The organism is Microcoleus sp. Aus8_D2 (genome assembly GCF_036702665.1).
Classification (GTDB): domain Bacteria; phylum Cyanobacteriota; class Cyanobacteriia; order Cyanobacteriales; family Microcoleaceae; genus Microcoleus.
Genome location: NZ_JAUBUN010000018.1, coordinates 48,463 through 68,094, shown reverse-complemented (window position 1 = coordinate 68,094; position 19,632 = coordinate 48,463). Strand labels below are relative to the sequence as shown.

Genomic DNA, 19,632 nt, shown 5'->3' with positions numbered 1-19,632 from the left:
ATGAATTTTGTGGAGTTAATTCAAAACTTTTGAATCCCCAACGTGCGCGTGAGTTGAACTAAACTTTTGGTTTGCCAGAAATTTGCCAGAAATTTGCCAGAAATTTGTCAGAAATCTGGCTGCTAAACCTCATTCAAGCAGACAAACCTGAGATGGGAAAACAAGGTGGAAATCATACCCAATCTGGCTTGATTCCCCTGTTTCTTGAGTCTCGCGAAGGCGGACTTTGCCTGTGTAGCCGCGAATTCTATTCGCCCGAATTGGCACAGAACATTTGATAAATGTAGAGCATGAATCGCACACCTCCTAGATATGAGAATTTCTTCTCTACACACACCTTAACAACGGGAGCAAGAAGCTGCAACAATTTTTAATAAATCTTCAGCAACACTTCTTTACAAACTTCTCAGACTGCGGGTTTCCAAGTGCCGTGAAAGCCCAAAGGTATGACACCGGGCAATTCTAGCTGACAAACAGGGGGGCGATTAAGTCCGTCGCTGTCAAATATCCAGACTTCGCTGCTATCAGAATTGCCGTCGTAAATAACTGTCAAAATCCAACCTTTCTCCGACGAAATATCGGGAACGTAGATGGGCTCAGTGGGATAGCGATTTTCGCCGCAGTCTGCAATTGTGAGATTGCGGGTTTGCGTGTCCAAACGGGCGATCGCCCCGTAACGTTCCGGTACAATATCAACATCAGGCCGATACATTGCCAAATAGATATACCGCGACGCTTGCCCGATTTCTGAAGCAGGTACAACAGGAAACTCGCAAGCTTTATCCAACAATTCTTCTATTCCTGTCACTTTCCCCGTCAGAGGATTGAGATGCACTCGGTAAAGAGTACCCTCCGCATTGGTGTGAGTTTCACCAGTCGCCACTTCTTTCAGTCGCTGATTAGTTTTAAAGTCAGCCAAGCGCACAAAATCTACCGCCACCTCACCATCTTCGCTGACAAAACCGTTAGCAAAATGCCACTGAAACCAAGGATCGGTTTCGCCGCGACTGACTAAAGAGAGAGTTTCAGAGTCAATAACTAATATCTGCGTTCCTAACTTTGGTTTCCATTCCAAGGAATCGCCGTAACTGCTAATTCCAGCTAACACTGGCAAAAAATTGAGTCGCACCGGCGGCACAAAAAATATGAGATACTTTCCCGCCAAAACAAAATCGTGTACCAGGGAAATTCCATCTAAAGGAACAGTTGCTTTTTGCAATATCTTGCCCGTCAAATCGCTTTTATACAAATTCAACTTTGGACTCGCACCGCTGCTAATTCCAAAGTTAAAAATATTCCCAGTAATCGGGTCGCGCTTGCAGTGAGCAGAATAAGCTAATCCACTCTCTAAACTGCCTAAATCGTCCGTTCCCTGAGTTTCCAGAGTTTGCAAATCGAGGCTGTGAGGCAAGCCACCTTCCCATAATGCTAAAAGGCGATCGGGCAAAGCTAAAACAGAAGTATTGGCAGCATTCTTAATAGGTTTGCTCCACCGCAACCACACAGGGCCAGGTGCAGTCATGCCGTAATTAGTGTAGAGAAATTTATTAGCTTTTTCTTCAGCTTGATATCCCGCTGTTTGCACGTAGCGATAGACAGCAGCAGCACCAACATCAGTAAAATGTACCGCCAAAATTGCACCGTCGCCATCAAACCAGTGTCCCGCAGCAACGCCGCCGCGTTCCAAACGTGCCGGCCCGTTGCGGTAAAGACTGCCGCGCAATCCCTCGGGAATTTTACCACTTTTAACCGATAGCTGAGTTAGCGGAAACTCCGCAGCAGGTAGGGCTAAAGATTTAGCCCAGGATTTTTTAGCTGAGATTTTACTGGCTGTTTTCATTGGAAATTGGCAATTTCAAGCTGAGCTGGCAGAACTTTTGCTATACAATTATAGCACAAATCACCTAACACCTATGACTCTCCCGCGCCGTTATCTGCTCAGAACTTTTGGGCTGACTGCTATTGGTAGTCAACTTTTGCCGATCGCCCAAAACAACCTATTGTCCAAAAGTGCGATCGAGCCGCGCCGCCTCAAAGTCGGCGATACCGTAGCTTTAATCAATCCTGCCGCCTTCAACTACGCAAAAGAAGTGCAGCAATTTTTTAAAGTTCTGGATAACCTGGGTTTGAAAGTTAAGCTAGGACAGCATTTTTACGACCGCTACGGCTACTTAGCAGGCAAAGATGCCGATCGCGCCGCCGATGTCAACGCAGCCTTTGCCGACGACTCAGTGCAAGCTATTTTTACCGGGATGGGCGGCTGGGGCTGCGGTCGCATCTTGCCACTGCTAGATTACAATATAATCCGCAACAACCCCAAAATTATTATGGGATTCAGCGATATTACTGCCCTATTATTGGCAATTCATGCTAAAACTAATATAGTTACTTTTCACGGCCCTTTAGGTGTATCGAGTTGGAGTCCCTTTACAGTAGATTACGTCAAAAAAGTTTTGTTTGACGGAGGTTCTGTGACCATGCAAAACTCCACAAGTATGCCCGTTGAAACCATCCGGCGCGGCACAGCTAGGGGAAAACTCATCGGCGGCAATTTATCGGTAATCTCAACACTAATCGGTTCAGCTTATTTGCCGGATTGGGAAAACAGTATTTTGTTTGTCGAGGAAGTTAGCGAAGAGGTTTATCGCATCGATCGAATGTTGACGCAGCTCCAATTAGCGGGCATTCTCGATAAAATATCCGGTTTTGTTTTCGGACAGTGCACCAAGTGCGAGGCTGAAAAGCCGCAAGAGTCCCTCACCTTGTCTCAAGTCTTGACGGATCGCATCCGCCCCTTGAATATTCCCGCCTGGTACGGTTCGATGGTGGGACACATTCGGGATAAGTTCACTTTGCCGATCGGCAAAGAAGTCGAAATTGATGCAAATGCTGGTACAATCAAATTATTATCATCCGCCGTCAATTAATGAGTCTAACTCCGATATTCTGGAATCTAATTTGTAGGGTGCGTCGCCCTAAAAAAGCCCAAACTAAATATCGACAATCTCATAGCGACGCACCTGGGTTATTGAAGGGCCTGTGTAAAAAAACACTTATTTTGTAGCAAAGCTTTGTAAGATCATTTATCAAAACTTTTGTTACAGAACAATTTAGGGGCGGAGTGAAAGGGAGGGTTGTTTATTCAACGATTGTAACTGCGGGTGACAGATTTTTAGAGGGTCGGTGCTTAATTATAGCCTTTCGAGCTCCCATAGGAGGTACGACTGGGCTCCGTGGGCTCCGTGGCCTCCGTGGGCTCCGTGGGCTCCGTGGCCTCCGTGGGTTCCGTGGGCATACCTCACCACGCGATCGAACCGCTATATGTCATTGCGAGGCACGTTAGCGGAGCGATCCGTAGGAAAGCAATCGCAGAGTTTGATAGTAATTCGAGATTTTGCACCCGCTCGCAAGCAAACATTCAAATACCAAATAAAAAACACGAAATACAGTGAACAAAGCCGCACAATTAATTAAACCATTAACAGCAATCATCTTAACAATAATTTGCCTGTTATCGCAGAACGCTTGCACAGCAGCACAAGCCAGCGACATCGCCAACCAAGATACAATTTATCAGCAGCGAACAATCCACAATCCAGACGGAATCGGTAAATTTTACATGGGTCGAGAAATTGCCCAAGTCATGGGATATCAAGGCGCCAGTTGGCTGGAAAGACCATCCCGCGGCATGGAAGAAAAATCCGCTCGCTTAGTCAACAATCTCGATTTAAAACCAACCGACATTGTAGCAGACATTGGAGCCGGAACCGGATATTTTAGCTTTCGCATCGCCCCCTTAGTTCCAGACGGAAAGGTTTTTGCAGTTGACGTGCAGCCGGAGATGCTCAATTTTATTGAGTTGAACAAACAAGAAAAAAACATCTCTAATGTAGAGCCAATTTTGGGAAGTATCGACAATCCGAATTTACCGGAAAACAGCGTGGATTTAGTGGTGATGGTGGATGCCTATCACGAATTTGCCTATCCCAGAGAAATGATGCAAGGAATCGTCAAAGCACTCAAACCGGGAGGCCGCACGGTATCGATCGAGTATCGGGGCGAAAATCCGCTGATTCCCATTAAAGGTTTGCACAAAATGACGCAGAGGCAGGTTAAAAAAGAAATGGCCGCCGTCGGTTTAGTATGGAAAGAGACAAAAGATATGTTACCCCAGCAGCATTTAATGGTGTTTGAAAAACAATCTCAAATTTAGTAGCAAAGAAAACAAATTAATTACCATTTTTTCTGATTTTTGTCAAGGGACATAAGCCGTATTAATCCGAACAAGCGATCGCCAAAAAATACTAAGCATTAAGTAAGCCTTAAGATAGGGATTGCCCTCAAAATGTCAACTTACAATAAAAAATTGACAACCCAGAGGCGCTTCCCTAATTGTTCAAGCGAAGAAGTGTCGCTACTACAAGGTACCAGCGTGAACATTCCAAGTTCCATCCTCACCATGCTCGCCGGCATCGGAGTGACTCTGATCAGTCTCTGGTACGGGCAGAATCACGGTTTAATGCCGATCGCCGCCTCAGATGAAGCAGCCCAAATAGACGGACTCTTCAACACAATGATGACCATTTCCATTGGACTATTTATCATGGTTCATGGAGTGCTGATCGTTGCTGCAATTAAATACCGCCGCCGTCAAGGAGACAACACAGACGGGCCACCGTGGCACGATAACTTTCCCTTAGAAATTCTATGGACAGCCTTGCCAGCGGTGATTATTTTAGGAATCGGAGTCTACAGCTTTGAGATTTACAACTCAATGGGAGGCCTCGATCCGATGGGCAATCACGACCACGGCACGATGCAATCGCAATCTAAAATGCGCGGAAGTGCGATCGCAGCCACCCTGTCAGATACACCCCAAAAAGCCCCTCAAATTCCCTCAGATAAACGGATTGCTCTAGGCGTCGGCGCTTCCCCAGAAAATGAAGAGAAAGCACCAGACTTAGTTGTAAATGTGATGGGTTTGCAATACGCCTGGATTTTTAGCTATCCAGAAAGCGGCGTTAGTTCCGGCGAACTGCATATGCCAGCCAACCGCGACGTGCAGCTAAATATCGCAGCTCAAGACGTGCTGCACGCATTTTGGCTGCCGGAATTTCGCCTCAAACAAGACGCAATTCCCGGGCGGCCGAGCGAACTGAGATTTACAGCAAATAAAGTCGGCGAATACCGAGTTGTTTGTGCAGAATTGTGCGGCGCGTATCACGGAGCGATGAAAGCTGTAGCAGTCGTTCACACGCCCGAAGACTTCGATAGTTGGATCAAAGAACAGCAAGTTGCTAGCACTCAAAACCTAGAGCAAGCAGTTGCCGTCAATCCCGATAAGTTGTCCGATGGGGAATTTTTAGCTCCCTACGTCAGGGAAATAAAAATTAATGCCAAAACCCTAGAACAACTTCACCCAACTCATCACTAAAAATAGTCCCTACCTTCATCTAAAAGGTTCGTAGTAAGGACTTTAGTCCGGCTCCCCAAGATTTCAATGACTAAAATCATTACTACTACAAAAAAGTTCGTAGTAAGGACTTTAGTCCGGCTCCCGAGGATTGAAAGGACTGAAGTCCTTACTACAAACTAGGATTGAAGTTTTTACGGCGAAATAGGAAGCCTTTATTTTGTTGTTATGACACAAGCACAGTTCCAAGAAACTGCCAACATAGAGGCTCGCGGAACAGCGCCGGCCGACAGACATTGGCGAGACTACTTCACTTTTAATACCGACCACAAAGTTATCGGTATTCAATACCTAGTTACAACTTTTTGTTTCTATCTAATCGGCGGAGTGATGGCAACGATAGTGCGAACCGAACTCGCCACCCCCGACTCCGATTTTGTCAGCCCCGACCTCTACAACAGTTTATTTACTGTTCACGCCACGGTGATGATCTTCCTGTGGATCGTACCCGCAGGCGCCGGATTTGCTAACTTTTTGATCCCCTTAATGATTGGGGCAAAAGACATGGCATTTCCCCGCCTAAATGCCCTGGCATTTTGGATGATTCCCGTAGCCGGCGTGTTGCTGTTGAGCAGTTTTTTTGTCGGAGCTCCGCAAGCGGGTTGGACTTCCTATCCGCCTTTGAGCTTAGTTACTGCTCAAATGGGGGAAGAAATTTGGATTCTCAGCGTTTTGTTCCTGGGAACTTCTTCGATTTTGGGGGCGGTGAATTTTGCCGTTACCATCTTTACGATGCGGGTTCCGAGCATGAGTCTCAATGAAATGCCCTTGTTTTGCTGGGCGATGATTGCGACTTCAGCGCTGACTTTAATTGCTACTCCAGTGTTAGCAGCAGCATTAATTTTGCTGTCCTTTGACTTGTTAGCAGGAACGGCATTTTTTAACCCCACAGGTAACGGCGACCCCATTGTCTACCAACATTTATTCTGGTTTTATTCGCACCCGGCAGTTTACATTATGATCATGCCCTTTTTCGGGGTGATTTCAGAAGTTTTGCCAGTGCACTCGCGCAAGCCAATTTTTGGTTATTTGGCGATCGCCTATTCCAGTCTTGCCATCAGCTTTTTGGGCTTAATCGTGTGGGCGCACCATATGTTTACCAGCGGCACTCCCGGCTGGCTGCGGATGTTTTTCATGATCACAACTATGATCATCGCCGTACCCACAGGGATCAAAATATTTAGCTGGTTGGCAACTATTTGGGGCGGCAAACTCCGCCTAGTGAGTGCGATGTTATTTGGGATGGGTTTTATCTCAACATTCCTCCTCGGCGGCATCACCGGGATCATGGTAGCTTCCGTACCTTTCGACATTCACGTTCACGATACTTATTTTATCGTCGCTCACTTACACTACGTGCTGTTTGGCGGCTCAGTGTTTGGAATTTACGCTGCTTTTTACCACTGGTTCCCCAAAATGACGGGGCGGATGCTTAACGAATTTTGGGGTAGAGTTCACTTTGTTTTAACCTATGTGGGCTTTACTGTAACTTTCTTGCCGATGCACGCTTTGGGGATGCAAGGAATGCCCCGGCGGGTGGCAATGTACGACCCGAAATTTACGACAATTAATGTCATTTGCACGATCGGCGCTTATATGCTGGCAGTCTCGACAATCCCGTTTATCATTAACGTGATTTGGAGCTGGAGGTACGGCCCGAAAGCAGGTGACAATCCTTGGCAAGCTTTAAGTTTGGAATGGATGACAACTTCGCCACCGCCGATCGAAAATTTTGAAGGAATACCAGTATTGGCAACCGGGCCTTACGATTACGGTATGGAAAAAATTCAGAACACTGGCGAACGTCTCAGGCTGAAGTTGAGGGAAAATGCGATCGCCAGCGCCAGCGGCCAGAAACGCGGTATTCCGCTCGCGGAGGCTCAAGCTTCCACTTTCTTTGGCGGTACTGCAACTTTGGTCGAGCCTGAATCAGAGATAGACATTAATTCTGCTGCTGATGAAAGTCAAGATGGCAATTAGTCATTAGTGATTAGTGATTAGTCATTAGTCATTAGTCAGTTGTCATTAGTCAGTTGTCATTAGTCAGTTGTCAACAAACAGGTCAAACGTAGTACCGATATGCTGTCTGACGATCGAGCTCTCGATCCCCCCGGCGCCCCCCTTAAGAAGGGGGGGACAAGAAGCACTCAAAGCTCCCCTTGAGAAGGCAGGAACCGGACACACTCAAAGTCCCCCTACAACCAGGGGGATGCGAGGGGGATCGAGACTCCGCTATAAACGATAGATACAAAGATTTTCAGGCAATTGTTGGCACTAATTTCCTCTTCCCTCGGACTTCTTCCCTCTTCCCGAAATCCGTTAAATCCGTTACAGAATCCGTTGCCGAACTTTCCCTTACCAACTAGCAATTTATTATGCAACAAATTCCAGCGATCAATCCAGAAAAAACAGCTCTAAATTACCACCACAGCGCCGAAATAGAAGCCCACGGCGAAGAGCATCCCGACCACAGAATGTTAGGCGTACTTGTGTTCTTGGGATCTGAAGGCATGATATTTATGGGTATGTTTGCCGCGTATTTGATTTATCGGGCGATGGCCCCGATGTGGCCGCCTGAAGGTACACCCGATCGCGAGTTATTGCTGCCGGGAATTAACACGGTGATTCTGATTGCTAGTAGTTTTGTGATTCACAATGCGGATGCTGCTATCAAAAAGAATGATGCGACGGGTATGCGAAATTGGTTGCTCGTGACTATCGCTATGGGCGCGGTTTTCTTGTGCGGTCAAGTTTACGAATACACTCATTTAGAGTTTGGCTTGACTACTAATTTGTATGCCAGTTGCTTTTACGTTTTGACTGCTTTTCACGGTTTGCACGTGACGTTTGGAGTGCTGCTGATGGCAGGGGTCGTTTGGCGATCGCGCGTTGCCGGTCACTATTCTAGCGAACACCACTTTGGCATCGAAGCGACTGAGATTTACTGGCACTTTGTCGATGTGATTTGGATTGTTTTATTTGTGCTGCTGTACGTGCTTTGAGCGTAGGCTTTTTTACTTAGCGGACAGGCTTTTCGGCCTGTCCCACCAGAACTTAAGACGCCCCCTGTAGGGGGTTTTTTATTGTTTGCGAAGTGTTCTTGACCGTTTGTAGTGAGGACTTTAGTCCGCATAAATTAGAGAACTAAAGTCCTCACTACAAACTCTGCCCTAAATTACGCTAAAATAAAAGAAGCAATTCTCCCATCCACCAGCATTGAGAAAATTATGCAGTGCGAATTGTGCGATCGACAAATGGAAGCATTAACCGCCCACCACCTCATCCCCAAACAAAACACCAAGCGGAAAAACGAAGATCCCAGCCAGACGATCGATATTTGTTCAGCTTGTCACCGCCAGATTCACTCTCTCTTCGACAACAAACACCTCGCCCAAGAGCTCAACACCCTAGAAAAGCTCAAAAATGACCCTCAACTCCAGAAATTTATCTCTTGGGTTAAGAAACAAAAAACCGACAAACGCATTCAAGTACGCGGCAAAAAAGCGCGTGAAGCGTAGCTATCCCGAGCGTGAATCGCAAAACTCGCACTCAGATACATAGTTCTAGAGGTTTGATCGTTCGGAATGCGAGTCCGCATTCATGAAGGACTCGCATTCCGAACGATCAAACTAATTTTATTATTGTGGTATAGTTATTTAATTATTCGCAACAACCTAGTAACTATTCACATGAACCTCACCTCACTCGAACTCGCAAAAGACCGAGCGCGCATCTTCAAAAACTACCTCCAAACCGAAATAGATGCCAATGCTAACTCAGAAAAACTAGCCTTTTTAGACCGAGGAATTAAAAATTCCCCTTACCAAAAACAAATTCAGAACTATCCCGATTATCTCAAACAAAAACCCGACGGCTTAAAAGTAATTAGCGACATTCCCGCATCCAATAGCGCCCTCAAACTTAGCCTTTTTCCCAGCCTCGGAGAACTACCTCAAATTAATCCTCAAGCCTTAAACTTTCTCCACGAAGACATCAAACAAGCCTGCGTTTGCATTGGCACTTTTGTCGGTGGCAAAATCCAGGCGCAGTGGCTGGGAAAAAACGCACTTACCAAAGGTGAGTTTTGGAGCGCCACTAAAATTATCCCGCTCCTGAATATCGTCAGTCAACTAAATACTCAATATCCCGACTGCGACATAGAGAACTGCGTTGTTAGAGATGGATACGGGCAAAAAGAGGATATTTATTTTTACGAGTTAGCGAAAGACATGATTAGCTATACTGAAAATATAGCAAGTTCAAATTCCTTAGCCGCGATGTTCAAACGCTTCGATACTCGCACAGGAATAGAGCAATGGCTGAAGCAAACTACTGGCAATAACGACCTAACTTTTCACAGCGATTACGGCGAAATCCCTTATCTCAACAACCCAAAAATATTCGATCTCAGCAAAAAAAAAGTGCTGCTAAGTGCCGCAGAAAACAGCCCCCAACAAAATAATTCCGTATCTGCTTATGACTTGACCAGGCTGATTTCAATGTTAGGATGGCACTTCCACATCGAACAGCGATCGCGCATGAAAGGCTCTCAGTGGAGCAGCTTAGAAACCATTGTCAGAGCAATGGGATATGACACCGCTCGATACGCGGATGAAGCAATCAAAACTTTGGGTATGGATAGCCTCATCTCTTCTCCGGTAATTATCTCAAAATTGGGTTATGGAGTCAGTTCCAGGAGGGGAACGATAGAAACAGTTTATGTGGCTTTAGTGCGCTTTGTGGACGATCGCCCGAAAGCGACCCGAAAGCCTGCTAAACTCAGAACTTTAGCCATGACTTTGCGGGCTGAAAAAGTTTTAGACGGTTCCAGCAGTGGCGATCGCAAAGCCATAGAACTTGACGCCAGAGTCGCCGCCGAAGTTACCGAAATCCTCCGCCGGCTGTTTGCGGAAGAATTTGCTTAAACACCCGTTATGGCTACCGCGAAAGCCCGTGAAACTTGCGGTAAAGCATCGCCTCTATCGGCTTTCCGCCCCGCAAATGTTGCTCGGTGATTGCCGGCACTTCTTCAGCAGAAACACCGCTGTACCAAACTTCTTCTGGTAGCACCAACACCATCGGCCCGCTACCGCACTGTCCCAAACAACTGCTAGCAACAACTTCTACTTCTGCACCGGACAATTTCTGAAAAGCTGTCATTACCTTGGCTGCATTTTGCTTCCGACAAGTGCGGTTTTGGCAAACAAGAACTCGCCTAGAAGATTCGATAATTTTCATGTTTTTTTGCTTGACACTCTGCTGAATGTGTGCTATTTTTGTAGAATGGGAATAGGTGCGGCCATATATACCCAAAGTAGTCAGAGAGTCAATGCAGATTTTGGACGCTGCTCAAAGCCCATCCCACACATCATGATTAATGTGATGATAAACCTTTTGATGCTAACCATTGGCGATCGAACTACATCAATATTTGATGAATCGGCTAACCGCAGATGCTCTTCAGATAAACACTGATAGACGCAGATATTTTCCAAATAATTTGTGACGCCAGACAGTCTTGTCGGCGCTACAAGCGTTTTCGGGATTGTTTCACCGACGCCAGACTGATTTCGATACACGTGTGCAACGCGGCTGCTAATCTGATGATAAACCTTTTGATGCTAACCATTGGCGATCGAACTACATCAATAACCGTTTTCGGGATTGTTTGACTACGCCAGACCGATCTCGATACACGTGTGCAACGCGGCTACTAATCTGATGATAAACCTTTTGAGGCTAACCATTGGCGATCGAACTACATCAATAACCGTTTTCGGGATTGTTTGACTACGCCAGACCGATCTCGATACACGTGTGCAACGCGGCTGCTAATCTGATGATAAACCTTTTGATGCTAACCATTGGCGATCGAACTAAATAAATATTTGATGAATCGGCTAACCGCAGATGCTCTTCAGATAAACACTGATAGACGCAGATATTTTCCAGATAATTTGTGACGCCAGACAATCTTGTCGGCGCTACAAGCGTTTTCGGGATTGTTTGACTACGCCAGACCGATCTCGATACACGTGTGCAACGCGGCTACTAATCTGATGATAAACCTTTTGATGCCAACCATTGGCGATCGAACTACATCAATAACCGTTTTCGGGATTGTTTCACGACGCCAGACCGATCTCGATACACGTGTGCAACGCGGCTGCTAATCTGATGATAAACCTTTTGATGCCAACCATTGGCGATCGAACTACATCAATAACCGTTTTCGGGATTGTTTGACTACGCCAGACCGATCTCGATACACGTGTGCAACGCGGCTGCTAATCTGATGATAAACCTTTTGATGCCAACCATTGGCGATCGAACAAACGCGACTGATAGCGAGCTCCACCGTCGCAGAGTACCGTCACCATCGTATGTCCCGGCCCCATTTGCTTCGCCAAAGCCACAGCAGCCCCCACATTAATCCCCACAGAACCCCCCATAAACAGGCCTTCTTTCCTCAGCAGTTGGTAAACCACGCGGACAGCTTCAGTATCATCAATTTGGATAGCATCATCTACCGGGGCATTCTCCATATTTCCAGTGACGCGACTGGTACCAATTCCCTCAGTAATCGAACTACCTTCAGTCTTAATTTCCCCTGTTTTGAAATAACTGTAAAGTCCGCTACCCATCGGGTCGGCTAAAACAGCTTTAATCGCGGGATTTTTTGATTTCAAAAACATTGCTACACCCGCAAAAGTGCCGCCCGTACCCGTCGCCGCCACCCAAGCATCAATTTTACCGTCGGTTTGTTCCCAAATTTCCGGGCCGGTTGTCTCGAAATGAGCTTGGCGATTGGCTAAATTGTCAAACTGATTTGCCCAAACGGCATTCTCCATTTCCGCAGCCAATCTTCCCGACAGTTTGACATAATTATTCGGGTCTTTGTAAGGAACAGCGGGAACTGTCCGAACTTCCGCGCCCAAGGTTTTCAAAGCATCGATTTTTTCTTGAGATTGGGTATCGGGAATCACAATCAAACATTTGTAACCTTTAGCATTGCAAATGTGCGCTAAACCGATGCCCGTATTGCCGGCAGTCCCTTCAACAACGGTGCCGCCCGGTTTCAGTAAGCCTTTTTCTTCTGCATCTTTGATGATATAAAGGGCGGCCCTGTCTTTGACGGAACCGCCGGGATTGAGAAACTCTGCTTTCCCGAGAATTTCGCAGCCGGTTTCATCGCTGAAGCTGTTTAATCGAATCAGTGGCGTGTTGCCGATTGTACCTATAAAGCCGTTTTTGATATCCATATTTTTTGATTGTTTCTATACTATATAATTCTGACAATAACTTTGATATTTCGTGCTAACAGTTTACCAAATTTTGCTCGTGTTTAGCACAAATCCCGGTAAAACTGGGTCGCCGCTGACTGTAGCGGGATTTCCCAAACATTCCTCTGGTAAACCGGGACGGTAGATGTAGACTCGGCGATTTTTGCGGTCAATTAACCAGCCCAGCCGCACTTCTGGTTCTCTCATATATTCTTGCATTTTTGATTGCAGCGGCTCTAAGTCCTCAAAATCTGGTCTGAGTTCAACTACAAAGTCAGGGCAAATTGGGGCAAATTTTTCTTGCTGTGCTTTTGATAAAGCATTCCACCTTTCTAGTTTAATCCAAGAAGCGTGGCTGCGATCGCACGGAGCCGATCGATAAAGTAAATCCCGTACAAGAAGCAAAGCCAACGCCAGTTCCGTCTTCCTCTGTCCAAATGCCAAGCTCTCCAGTTAAAATAGCATTGCGGTTGCTGCTGATTCCGCCAACGAGAGTCAGCAATAGTATTTCTCCTCTCTGGTTGCGTTCAATTCGCAAGTTCCGATTGATTTGACAAAAATCAAAGAACTCGTCGTCTGTTAATTGTAATTTTGGCAGCATTCGCAATACGATCGGAGATGACGGCATTTTGCCTTTCCTCAAATCTAAATATTCAGACAAGATTGCACCATGTATTTGTTTGTAGTGAGGACTTCAGTCCTCAAAAATCAAGAAGGACTGAAGCCCGAATGATTGAACCTGAAGAAGGACTAAAGTCCTCACTACGAACCTGAAGAAGGACTAAAGTCCTCACTACGAACCTGAAGAAGGACTAAAGTCCTCACTACGAACCTGAAGAAGGACTAAAGTCCTCACTACGAACTTGAAGGACTAAAGTCCTCACTACGAACTTGTTTGTCGGTTATACCTATTTATTTGGTTGAGGAGTCATCCGCAAATAAGGCTTAACTGGTGTGTAACCTTTCGGAAATTTCTCTGCTAACTCGGCGGGGTCGGTAATCGATGGTACGATAACGCAATCGTCACCGTCTTGCCAATCAACCGGAGTCGCAACGCTGTATTTGTCCGTCAATTGCAAAGAATCAATTACTCGCAAAATTTCCCCAAAGTTCCGACCAGTGCTCGCCGGATACGTAATGCTCAAACGCAGTTTCTTGTCGGGGTCAATCACAAAAACTGTGCGAATTGTTAAGTTATTGAGCGAGTTAGGATGGATCATATCGTAAATATCGGAAACTTTACGATCGCCATCTGCTAAAATTGGATAATTGAGAGTAACTTTTTGAGTTTCCTCAATATCTTTAATCCAGCCCATGTGAGAATCCACATCATCGACGCTGAGGGCGATGGTTTTGACGCCCCGCTTGTCAAATTCAGACTTGAGACGGGCCACTGCACCGAGTTCGGTGGTGCACACTGGAGTATAGTCCTTCGGGTGGGAAAATAACACGACCCAGCTATCGCCAGCCCAGTCGTAGAAATTGATTTCGCCTTCCGACGAGGCTTGGGTAAAGTTGGGAACTGTATCGCCTAATCGCAGTGACATAACTGGTTTCCTCTAATTTTATTTAACGACGGTTCTCTATCATCCCATAATTGCCCGGTTTCTCGATCGCGCTGTAAATGATTCTAAACTTTTTGGTCGATCGCCCGCCAATTGGGTTACTCTAAGCTATGTGCGGTCTATTCCTACCGCTAAATTTTCTTGCTATGCTTTACTTTTTGCTGAAGACAATACAGCCTGTTTTAGTTCCCGTGTGTTTTGTCTGTGCCTGGGGTTTAGTTTTGTTGCTGTGTTCGAGTATCGGGCGTGCTGTCGGCGACTCAATGCACAGAGCTCAGCGGATGCACCAAATTCCTTGTGCTAACTGCGTGTTTTTCACCGGCGACTACCACCTCAAGTGTCCCGTTCAACCTAGAATAGCTCTATCTGAAGATGCGATCGACTGTCCCGATTATCGATCGCATTCCGGCACTTACGGTTAAAAAACTGCGAGCGAGCGCAGCTTGATATATTTCTTAACATTTCTGGCTCTTTCAATTAAAATTAAGTTTTGAGCGAGAGATTTTCAGGAGTGTAGAAAGAATGCTAGTTCAGAAGCTAAATGGCTGCGACGAGTTTATTGCTGGCGACGGTACTCAACGGCGAGAATTGCTGCATCCAGACAAACAAACTGTCGAGTTGCGTTACAGTTTAGCCCACGCCACTTTGCCGCCGGGAGAAACTTCGGCGCTGCACTCACTAACAACTTCAGAAGTTTACTACATTATCAGTGGCGTTGGCGAAATGCACATCGACAGCGAAACTCAATTCGTCGAAACAGGAGATGCAGTTTACATTCCGCCAAACGCCAAGCAGTTTATTTACAACTGCGGCGAAGCACCGCTAATATTTATTTGTATCGTCGATCCGGCGTGGCGAAAGGAAGACGAGACAATTTTTCAGTAACAATTTTTTAGTAATTTTGCTGTTTCTCCTTACCAGGCTCTGCCTGGTAATGCCTATCTAGAGGCTCTGCCTCCACCTCTCAAAACACCCTCAACCGCCATAAATTACTGTTAACAACAACAGCACCCAGCCATATGTACCGAGTGATTTCCTCTTTTTTCAACTTCGATGCGGAGTTGCAATAAATCCTCAGATTCAGTTGCATTGCTCCCCTCTTATTAGTTGGGGAAGTATCAGCTTTGTTGGTGGGTGCTGCTATTGTTTTTTGATGGGACAGATCTGAGATTAAACAGCGTTTTTACTCCTTTGATTGTATTTTGAACTTCGCTGTTGGATTTAGATGTTGTATCTGTCGGAGAAGCTTTTTGTTTGCTTCATATTATTAATTTACCACCTTCTTTTAGTAGCGCAAGTACCTGTAACTAAACTTTACAAAGGTCGGAAGTTCGGCAGCGGATTGTGTAGCGGATGTAACGGATAGAATTCCCGATTACCCATGATTGATTACCGATTACCCATTAGTTTTGCCGTCATTAGGAAGACGGAAGACAATCTTCTATGGGTAGAGATATTGAGGAGGAATTGTGAAGTTAAATGAAGCATCGAGCTTTCTGAATGGGCGGCTAAAATAGTAGAGCTCGGCTGTGGCTGCTGCGAGAAACACCGATAATATGTTTATGAAAACAACCAAACTCATCAAACTCTGCGCCTTATCGCTGAGCATTTTCCTGCTGTGTAGCAGTATCGTGACAGCGGAACCGATCGCGAAGCCTCAACCGCAGCAGACTTATACTAATCAAGAGATTCTGCAACAGTTGGTGAAGGCGAAAGTCGTGTATCTGGGAGAAACCCACGATAGCGCGGCAGACCACCAAGCTCAACTGAAGATTGTTCGAAAAATGCAGTGGCAAAATGGTAAAATTGCGATCGCGATGGAGATGTTTCAGCGTCCGTTCCAAAGTGCGATCGACAACTACTTAGCTGGTAAACTCACAGAAGAGCAATTAGTCGAGCAAACAGAGTACGATCGCAGGTGGCGCTTTCCCTGGGAATATTACGCCCCATTTTTGCGGTTTGCCAAAGAAAAACAACTACCAGTCCTCGCCTTAAATACACCATCGGAAGTAACGAGAAAAGTTGCCTCTCAAGGTTTAGAAAGCCTCACAGCAGAGGACAAAAAGTATATTCCGCCAATTTCGGAAATTCGCACCGACAACGCCGAATACCGGCAAATGCTGCTCGAAGTTTTCCAACAGCACCAAAAAGCAGCCTTGGGAAATAGTACAGCCTTTGAAAGATTTTTGCAAGCCCAAGTTTTGTGGGACGAAACTATGGCCGAAAGCATCGCTGAATTTGTCAAAGCTAACCCCGACTATCAAGTTGTCGTGTTGGCGGGGAAAGGGCATATTATGTTCGGTTACGGCATTCCCAGCCGCGTCGAGAGGCGCTTGGGAGTCGGGAAGGTAAAAATGCGCTCTGTTTTATTTCGTTCCCCCGCAGACACTCCTTTGTCAGCAGAGAAACCCATGGCTGACTTTGTTTGGCAGCACTCGGAATAGTATAATTATACTCGCAAGCAATAATCGGAAAAAGTTAATGACCAACAGACCAAAAATACTTGCATTTGCCGGAAGTACCCGGGAAGCATCTTACAACAAACTGCTGGTAAAAGTTGCGGCGGCTGGGGCTAGGGCGGCGGGCGCCGAAGTTACTTATCTAGATTTGCGCGATTTACCGCTGCCGCTATTTGACGAAGATTTGGAAGCCAAAGAGGGAATGCCAGAAAATGCCCGGAAGTTGAAGGAATTGATGGTAGCTCATGACGGGTTTTTGATTGCTTCCCCCGAGTATAACAGTTCGGTTACGGCTGTGTTGAAAAATGCGATCGACTGGGTATCGCGCCCAGCACCGGGAGAACCGGGATTGGTGGCATTTACTGACAAAGTAGCGGTAATTATGAGCGCTTCCCCAGGCGGATTGGGCGGTTTGCGGGGATTGGTGCATTTGCGATCGATCTTGGGTAATATTAACGTATTTGTGCTGCCAGATCAGAAAGCAATTTCTCAAGCTTTTCAAGCGTTTAATGCTGACGGTACGATGAAAGATCCCAAACAGCAGGAGTCGGTTGAGAATCTCGGCGCTAAATTGTCTAATGTGCTGTCGAAATTAATGGCGTGAGCCGATAAATTGATTGTGCAGTAGGGACACAACATTGTTGTGTCCCTACTATTTGTTTAGGTCAAAAATCTGAGATTTTTTATCTAGAATAAAATCCTTGAAATGGCATCATTAAAACTCCCAAAATCCGACTAACTTCATTAATAAAAAAGTCTCGCTTGTCAATATAAACTGTACAGTCAGTCAACTTAAGAAACTTCCAATCAGTACCTGTAGTAACAGCACCATAAATGCTGGCAATTTGCTCTCCGCTGCGCTGATTAAATAATTGGGCGGCTACCATTTCTGCAATACATTGACCTAAGCCGGATTTAATACTTTCATTCTTAGCCTCTGTGAGAGTGATAACGGGGGCGCGAATTTCATAGGAATCCTTAGATGCAGTGAGAATATAATCGCAATAGCCATTCAAACCTGCTTCTACATCTACATTGAATTCTGAACCTGAGAAAAAACCCACTTGAAAATTAAATTGGCGCCTGACTTCCAGTAAAATAGGGGCAATAATTAACTCGGCGCGAGCCTTTTCGGTATTAATTGCGGTAGCTAAAGATAGGTTTTAAGTTAAAGTAGTTTGTAAATAGGAACTTGGCTGTACCTCCGGGATACCACCAAACAAATCTAAAGGTTCTTCTACCGTTAAATTAAAAGCTTCTCTAACTTTCGCTAAAGTTGTAAAGTCGCTGTATGCCACAGGTTAACATCCTTGGTTGATTTGGGCGATCGCGTCCTAAAATTGCTACAATCATAGTTGATTGCCTGTTATTCTCACCCCCTTCTTAACATGACATTCACCGGAGATCCAACCTCAGCACCTGTTTTACCGACAGCCGAAGAAGCAGCGGTTGCTAAAACCAGCAGTCGCGCTTTAGAATCTCACTTAGAAAATCATCCCTCTGGCGAATCCCTGAAGTTGATATTAGATGAAAAAGAGGGGAAAACAATTGACATCCCAGCCGCAGCATTACCGCTGCTGTTAGCGATTTTGCAACAGACAAGTAGCGGCAATACTGTCAAGCTGACTCCTATTACGAAAGAACTCCATATTTATCAAGCCGCAGACATTTTGCGAGTTTCCGATAAATATGTGCGGGAGTTGATGGATTCTGGAAAAATTCCTTACCAGATAGTCAGGAACAGTCGCCGGATACGTTATGAAGATTTAATGGATTATAAGAAACGGAGTTACGAAGAAAGCATTAAAATTATGGATGAGCTTGTAGCTGAATCAGAAGCACTAGGTTTGTACCATTAAAGCATGGCAAATTTAACTGTTGTTTACGATGCAAATGTTTTGTATTCGGCATCTCTGCGTGACTTATTTGTAGAGTTGGCAACTACCGACATAGTTGAGGCGCGTTGGAGTGAAGAAATTCACGAGGAGTGGATGAGAAATGTACTTATCAACCGTCCCGATATAAGCTTTGAACAGCTTGGTCGAACGAAAAGATTAATGAATGCAAATGTTAAAGATTGCTTGGTGCAAGGTTATGAGACAATTATACAAGAGTTAGAACTTCCCGATCCGGGAGATCGCCATGTCCTCGCTGCTGCAATTTGGTCTAGTTCTAAGTTTATTATTACTTTCAATCTCAGAGATTTTCCTGAGCAAGCTCTTGCACCTTACGGCATTTTAGCGCAGCATCCAGATGATTTTATTTTAGACTTGCTTGAGACCGACTGGCAAACAGTCTGCAAAGCGGCCGAGAAACAAAGAATCAGGCTCAAAAATCCACCGAAAACGCCTGACGAGTATTTGGAAACGCTGGTAGAATTGGGACTGCCACTCTCAGCAACTCGGATGCGAGAATTGTGTTATGTTGATTAGTCCGATCGCCTCTTAAATTTCTTTTATACAAAAAATAGCCAATCCTGAACATACAACAAATTGTACCACTACCGCATCACCCGATCGACCTAAAAGAAAACCACCCGATCGCACATTGGCACTCACAGACAAGAGCAAGCATAATTTAACCATCGGTCATCGGTCGGTTATACTTGTTACAAACAGTATGGCAGGCGCGGGAGACTCCTCCCTCACACCTGCCATGCAGTTTTATTTAATAATTGTATGATTTGTGCGATCGCTCAACTACGATAATATAGGTTCGTAGTGAGGACTTCAGTCCTTATGAAAGAGCGGACTAAAGTCCTTACTACAAACCAATCTGATTATCCCTCAACTAAGATAACATAGGTTCGTAGTGAGGACTTCAGTCCTTATGAAAGAGCGGACTAAAGTCCT

General features: G+C 45.5%; 19 protein-coding genes and 1 pseudogene. 13 read left to right on the top strand and 7 right to left on the bottom strand.

Features of this window, described 5'->3' with window-relative positions; all coding sequences use genetic code 11:
- Positions 1 to 406: 406 nt before the first annotated feature.
- Entirely contained in the window at positions 407 to 1,840 is a 1,434-nt protein-coding gene (locus tag QUB64_RS16175; protein ID WP_333271725.1) for a carotenoid oxygenase family protein, read from the bottom strand.
- 73 nt (positions 1,841 to 1,913) lie between these two features.
- Here QUB64_RS16175 and QUB64_RS16170 point away from each other — a divergent pair, with 73 nt between their 5' ends.
- From QUB64_RS16170 to QUB64_RS16140, 7 genes are all read left to right on the top strand, one after another.
- Positions 1,914 to 2,927 carry a S66 peptidase family protein gene (locus QUB64_RS16170; RefSeq protein WP_333271727.1) on the top strand — a complete coding sequence of 338 codons (1,014 nt, stop codon included), beginning with the start codon at positions 1,914 to 1,916 and terminating at the stop codon, positions 2,925 to 2,927.
- A 521-nt stretch (positions 2,928 to 3,448) separates the two neighbouring features.
- On the top strand, positions 3,449 to 4,213 hold the full coding sequence (locus tag QUB64_RS16165) for a class I SAM-dependent methyltransferase (RefSeq protein WP_333271730.1): 765 nt from the start codon (positions 3,449 to 3,451) through the stop codon (positions 4,211 to 4,213).
- Positions 4,214 to 4,432: 219 nt separating this feature from the next.
- Positions 4,433 to 5,434, top strand: coding sequence for a cytochrome c oxidase subunit II (locus tag QUB64_RS16160; protein WP_333271733.1), 1,002 nt, complete (start codon positions 4,433 to 4,435; stop codon positions 5,432 to 5,434).
- Between the two features lie 207 nt (positions 5,435 to 5,641).
- A complete protein-coding gene (ctaD, locus tag QUB64_RS16155) occupies positions 5,642 to 7,453 on the top strand; it encodes a cytochrome c oxidase subunit I (protein WP_333271736.1) in 1,812 nt (603 codons plus the stop codon).
- Positions 7,454 to 7,848: 395 nt separating this feature from the next.
- Positions 7,849 to 8,475, top strand: a complete 627-nt coding sequence (locus QUB64_RS16150; protein WP_333271739.1) for a cytochrome c oxidase subunit 3 — start codon at positions 7,849 to 7,851, stop codon at positions 8,473 to 8,475.
- Between the two features lie 225 nt (positions 8,476 to 8,700).
- On the top strand, positions 8,701 to 8,991 hold the full coding sequence (locus QUB64_RS16145; protein ID WP_333271742.1) for an HNH endonuclease: 291 nt from the start codon (positions 8,701 to 8,703) through the stop codon (positions 8,989 to 8,991).
- A gap of 171 nt (positions 8,992 to 9,162) precedes the next feature.
- Positions 9,163 to 10,398 (top strand): hypothetical protein, encoded by a 1,236-nt coding sequence (locus QUB64_RS16140; protein ID WP_333271744.1) that lies wholly within the window; start codon positions 9,163 to 9,165, stop codon positions 10,396 to 10,398.
- Between the two features lie 13 nt (positions 10,399 to 10,411).
- Here QUB64_RS16140 and QUB64_RS16135 read toward each other — a convergent pair whose 3' ends face one another.
- The 4 genes and pseudogenes from QUB64_RS16135 to QUB64_RS16120 all read right to left on the bottom strand — a co-directional run bounded on the left by QUB64_RS16135 (position 10,412) and on the right by QUB64_RS16120 (position 14,303).
- Complete coding sequence (locus QUB64_RS16135) at positions 10,412 to 10,711, bottom strand: (2Fe-2S) ferredoxin domain-containing protein (protein ID WP_333271747.1); 300 nt, start codon at positions 10,709 to 10,711, stop codon at positions 10,412 to 10,414.
- Between the two features lie 1,049 nt (positions 10,712 to 11,760).
- On the bottom strand, positions 11,761 to 12,735 hold the full coding sequence (locus tag QUB64_RS16130) for a cysteine synthase A (RefSeq protein WP_333271750.1): 975 nt from the start codon (positions 12,733 to 12,735) through the stop codon (positions 11,761 to 11,763).
- A 63-nt stretch (positions 12,736 to 12,798) separates the two neighbouring features.
- A pseudogene (locus tag QUB64_RS16125) lies at positions 12,799 to 13,384 on the bottom strand (Uma2 family endonuclease).
- A gap of 280 nt (positions 13,385 to 13,664) precedes the next feature.
- The gene (locus tag QUB64_RS16120) at positions 13,665 to 14,303 is read right to left on the bottom strand and encodes a peroxiredoxin (protein WP_333271752.1); all 639 of its coding nucleotides are present in this window, start codon (positions 14,301 to 14,303) and stop codon (positions 13,665 to 13,667) included.
- Between the two features lie 164 nt (positions 14,304 to 14,467).
- On the opposite strand from QUB64_RS16120, the gene QUB64_RS16115 reads away from it, so the two are divergent.
- The 4 genes from QUB64_RS16115 (at position 14,468) to QUB64_RS16100 (ending at position 17,384) form a co-directional block, all read left to right on the top strand.
- On the top strand, positions 14,468 to 14,743 hold the full coding sequence (locus QUB64_RS16115; protein WP_333271754.1) for a hypothetical protein: 276 nt from the start codon (positions 14,468 to 14,470) through the stop codon (positions 14,741 to 14,743).
- A gap of 100 nt (positions 14,744 to 14,843) precedes the next feature.
- On the top strand, positions 14,844 to 15,206 hold the full coding sequence (locus tag QUB64_RS16110; RefSeq protein ID WP_333271756.1) for a cupin domain-containing protein: 363 nt from the start codon (positions 14,844 to 14,846) through the stop codon (positions 15,204 to 15,206).
- Positions 15,207 to 15,883: 677 nt separating this feature from the next.
- Positions 15,884 to 16,765 (top strand): ChaN family lipoprotein, encoded by an 882-nt coding sequence (locus QUB64_RS16105; protein WP_333271758.1) that lies wholly within the window; start codon positions 15,884 to 15,886, stop codon positions 16,763 to 16,765.
- 37 nt (positions 16,766 to 16,802) lie between these two features.
- The gene (locus QUB64_RS16100) at positions 16,803 to 17,384 is read left to right on the top strand and encodes an NADPH-dependent FMN reductase (protein ID WP_333271761.1); all 582 of its coding nucleotides are present in this window, start codon (positions 16,803 to 16,805) and stop codon (positions 17,382 to 17,384) included.
- 79 nt (positions 17,385 to 17,463) lie between these two features.
- Here QUB64_RS16100 and QUB64_RS16095 read toward each other — a convergent pair whose 3' ends face one another.
- The gene (locus QUB64_RS16095; protein WP_333271763.1) at positions 17,464 to 17,844 is read right to left on the bottom strand and encodes a hypothetical protein; all 381 of its coding nucleotides are present in this window, start codon (positions 17,842 to 17,844) and stop codon (positions 17,464 to 17,466) included.
- A gap of 99 nt (positions 17,845 to 17,943) precedes the next feature.
- The gene (locus tag QUB64_RS16090; protein ID WP_333271766.1) at positions 17,944 to 18,078 is read right to left on the bottom strand and encodes a hypothetical protein; all 135 of its coding nucleotides are present in this window, start codon (positions 18,076 to 18,078) and stop codon (positions 17,944 to 17,946) included.
- Positions 18,079 to 18,168: 90 nt separating this feature from the next.
- Here QUB64_RS16090 and QUB64_RS16085 point away from each other — a divergent pair, with 90 nt between their 5' ends.
- Both QUB64_RS16085 and QUB64_RS16080 read left to right on the top strand, forming a co-directional pair.
- Positions 18,169 to 18,639, top strand: coding sequence for a helix-turn-helix domain-containing protein (locus QUB64_RS16085; RefSeq protein WP_333271769.1), 471 nt, complete (start codon positions 18,169 to 18,171; stop codon positions 18,637 to 18,639).
- Between the two features lie 3 nt (positions 18,640 to 18,642).
- Positions 18,643 to 19,212: a PIN domain-containing protein gene (locus tag QUB64_RS16080; protein ID WP_333271772.1), complete on the top strand. Its 570-nt coding sequence runs from the start codon at positions 18,643 to 18,645 to the stop codon at positions 19,210 to 19,212.
- Positions 19,213 to 19,632: the final 420 nt, after the last annotated feature.

What these genes read in the sequence shown, in the direction of transcription:
- QUB64_RS16175 (WP_333271725.1), bottom strand. Translation starts at nt 1,840, where the DNA reads ATGAAAACAGCCAGTAAAATCTCAGCTAAAAAATCCTGGGCTAAATCT.
- QUB64_RS16170 (WP_333271727.1), top strand. Translation starts at nt 1,914, where the DNA reads ATGACTCTCCCGCGCCGTTATCTGCTCAGAACTTTTGGGCTGACTGCT.
- ctaD (WP_333271736.1), top strand. Translation starts at nt 5,642, where the DNA reads ATGACACAAGCACAGTTCCAAGAAACTGCCAACATAGAGGCTCGCGGA.
- QUB64_RS16150 (WP_333271739.1), top strand. Translation starts at nt 7,849, where the DNA reads ATGCAACAAATTCCAGCGATCAATCCAGAAAAAACAGCTCTAAATTAC.
- QUB64_RS16145 (WP_333271742.1), top strand. Translation starts at nt 8,701, where the DNA reads ATGCAGTGCGAATTGTGCGATCGACAAATGGAAGCATTAACCGCCCAC.
- QUB64_RS16140 (WP_333271744.1), top strand. Translation starts at nt 9,163, where the DNA reads ATGAACCTCACCTCACTCGAACTCGCAAAAGACCGAGCGCGCATCTTC.
- QUB64_RS16135 (WP_333271747.1), bottom strand. Translation starts at nt 10,711, where the DNA reads ATGAAAATTATCGAATCTTCTAGGCGAGTTCTTGTTTGCCAAAACCGC.
- QUB64_RS16130 (WP_333271750.1), bottom strand. Translation starts at nt 12,735, where the DNA reads ATGGATATCAAAAACGGCTTTATAGGTACAATCGGCAACACGCCACTG.
- QUB64_RS16120 (WP_333271752.1), bottom strand. Translation starts at nt 14,303, where the DNA reads ATGTCACTGCGATTAGGCGATACAGTTCCCAACTTTACCCAAGCCTCG.
- QUB64_RS16115 (WP_333271754.1), top strand. Translation starts at nt 14,468, where the DNA reads ATGCTTTACTTTTTGCTGAAGACAATACAGCCTGTTTTAGTTCCCGTG.
- QUB64_RS16110 (WP_333271756.1), top strand. Translation starts at nt 14,844, where the DNA reads ATGCTAGTTCAGAAGCTAAATGGCTGCGACGAGTTTATTGCTGGCGAC.
- QUB64_RS16105 (WP_333271758.1), top strand. Translation starts at nt 15,884, where the DNA reads ATGAAAACAACCAAACTCATCAAACTCTGCGCCTTATCGCTGAGCATT.
- QUB64_RS16100 (WP_333271761.1), top strand. Translation starts at nt 16,803, where the DNA reads ATGACCAACAGACCAAAAATACTTGCATTTGCCGGAAGTACCCGGGAA.
- QUB64_RS16085 (WP_333271769.1), top strand. Translation starts at nt 18,169, where the DNA reads ATGACATTCACCGGAGATCCAACCTCAGCACCTGTTTTACCGACAGCC.
- QUB64_RS16080 (WP_333271772.1), top strand. Translation starts at nt 18,643, where the DNA reads ATGGCAAATTTAACTGTTGTTTACGATGCAAATGTTTTGTATTCGGCA.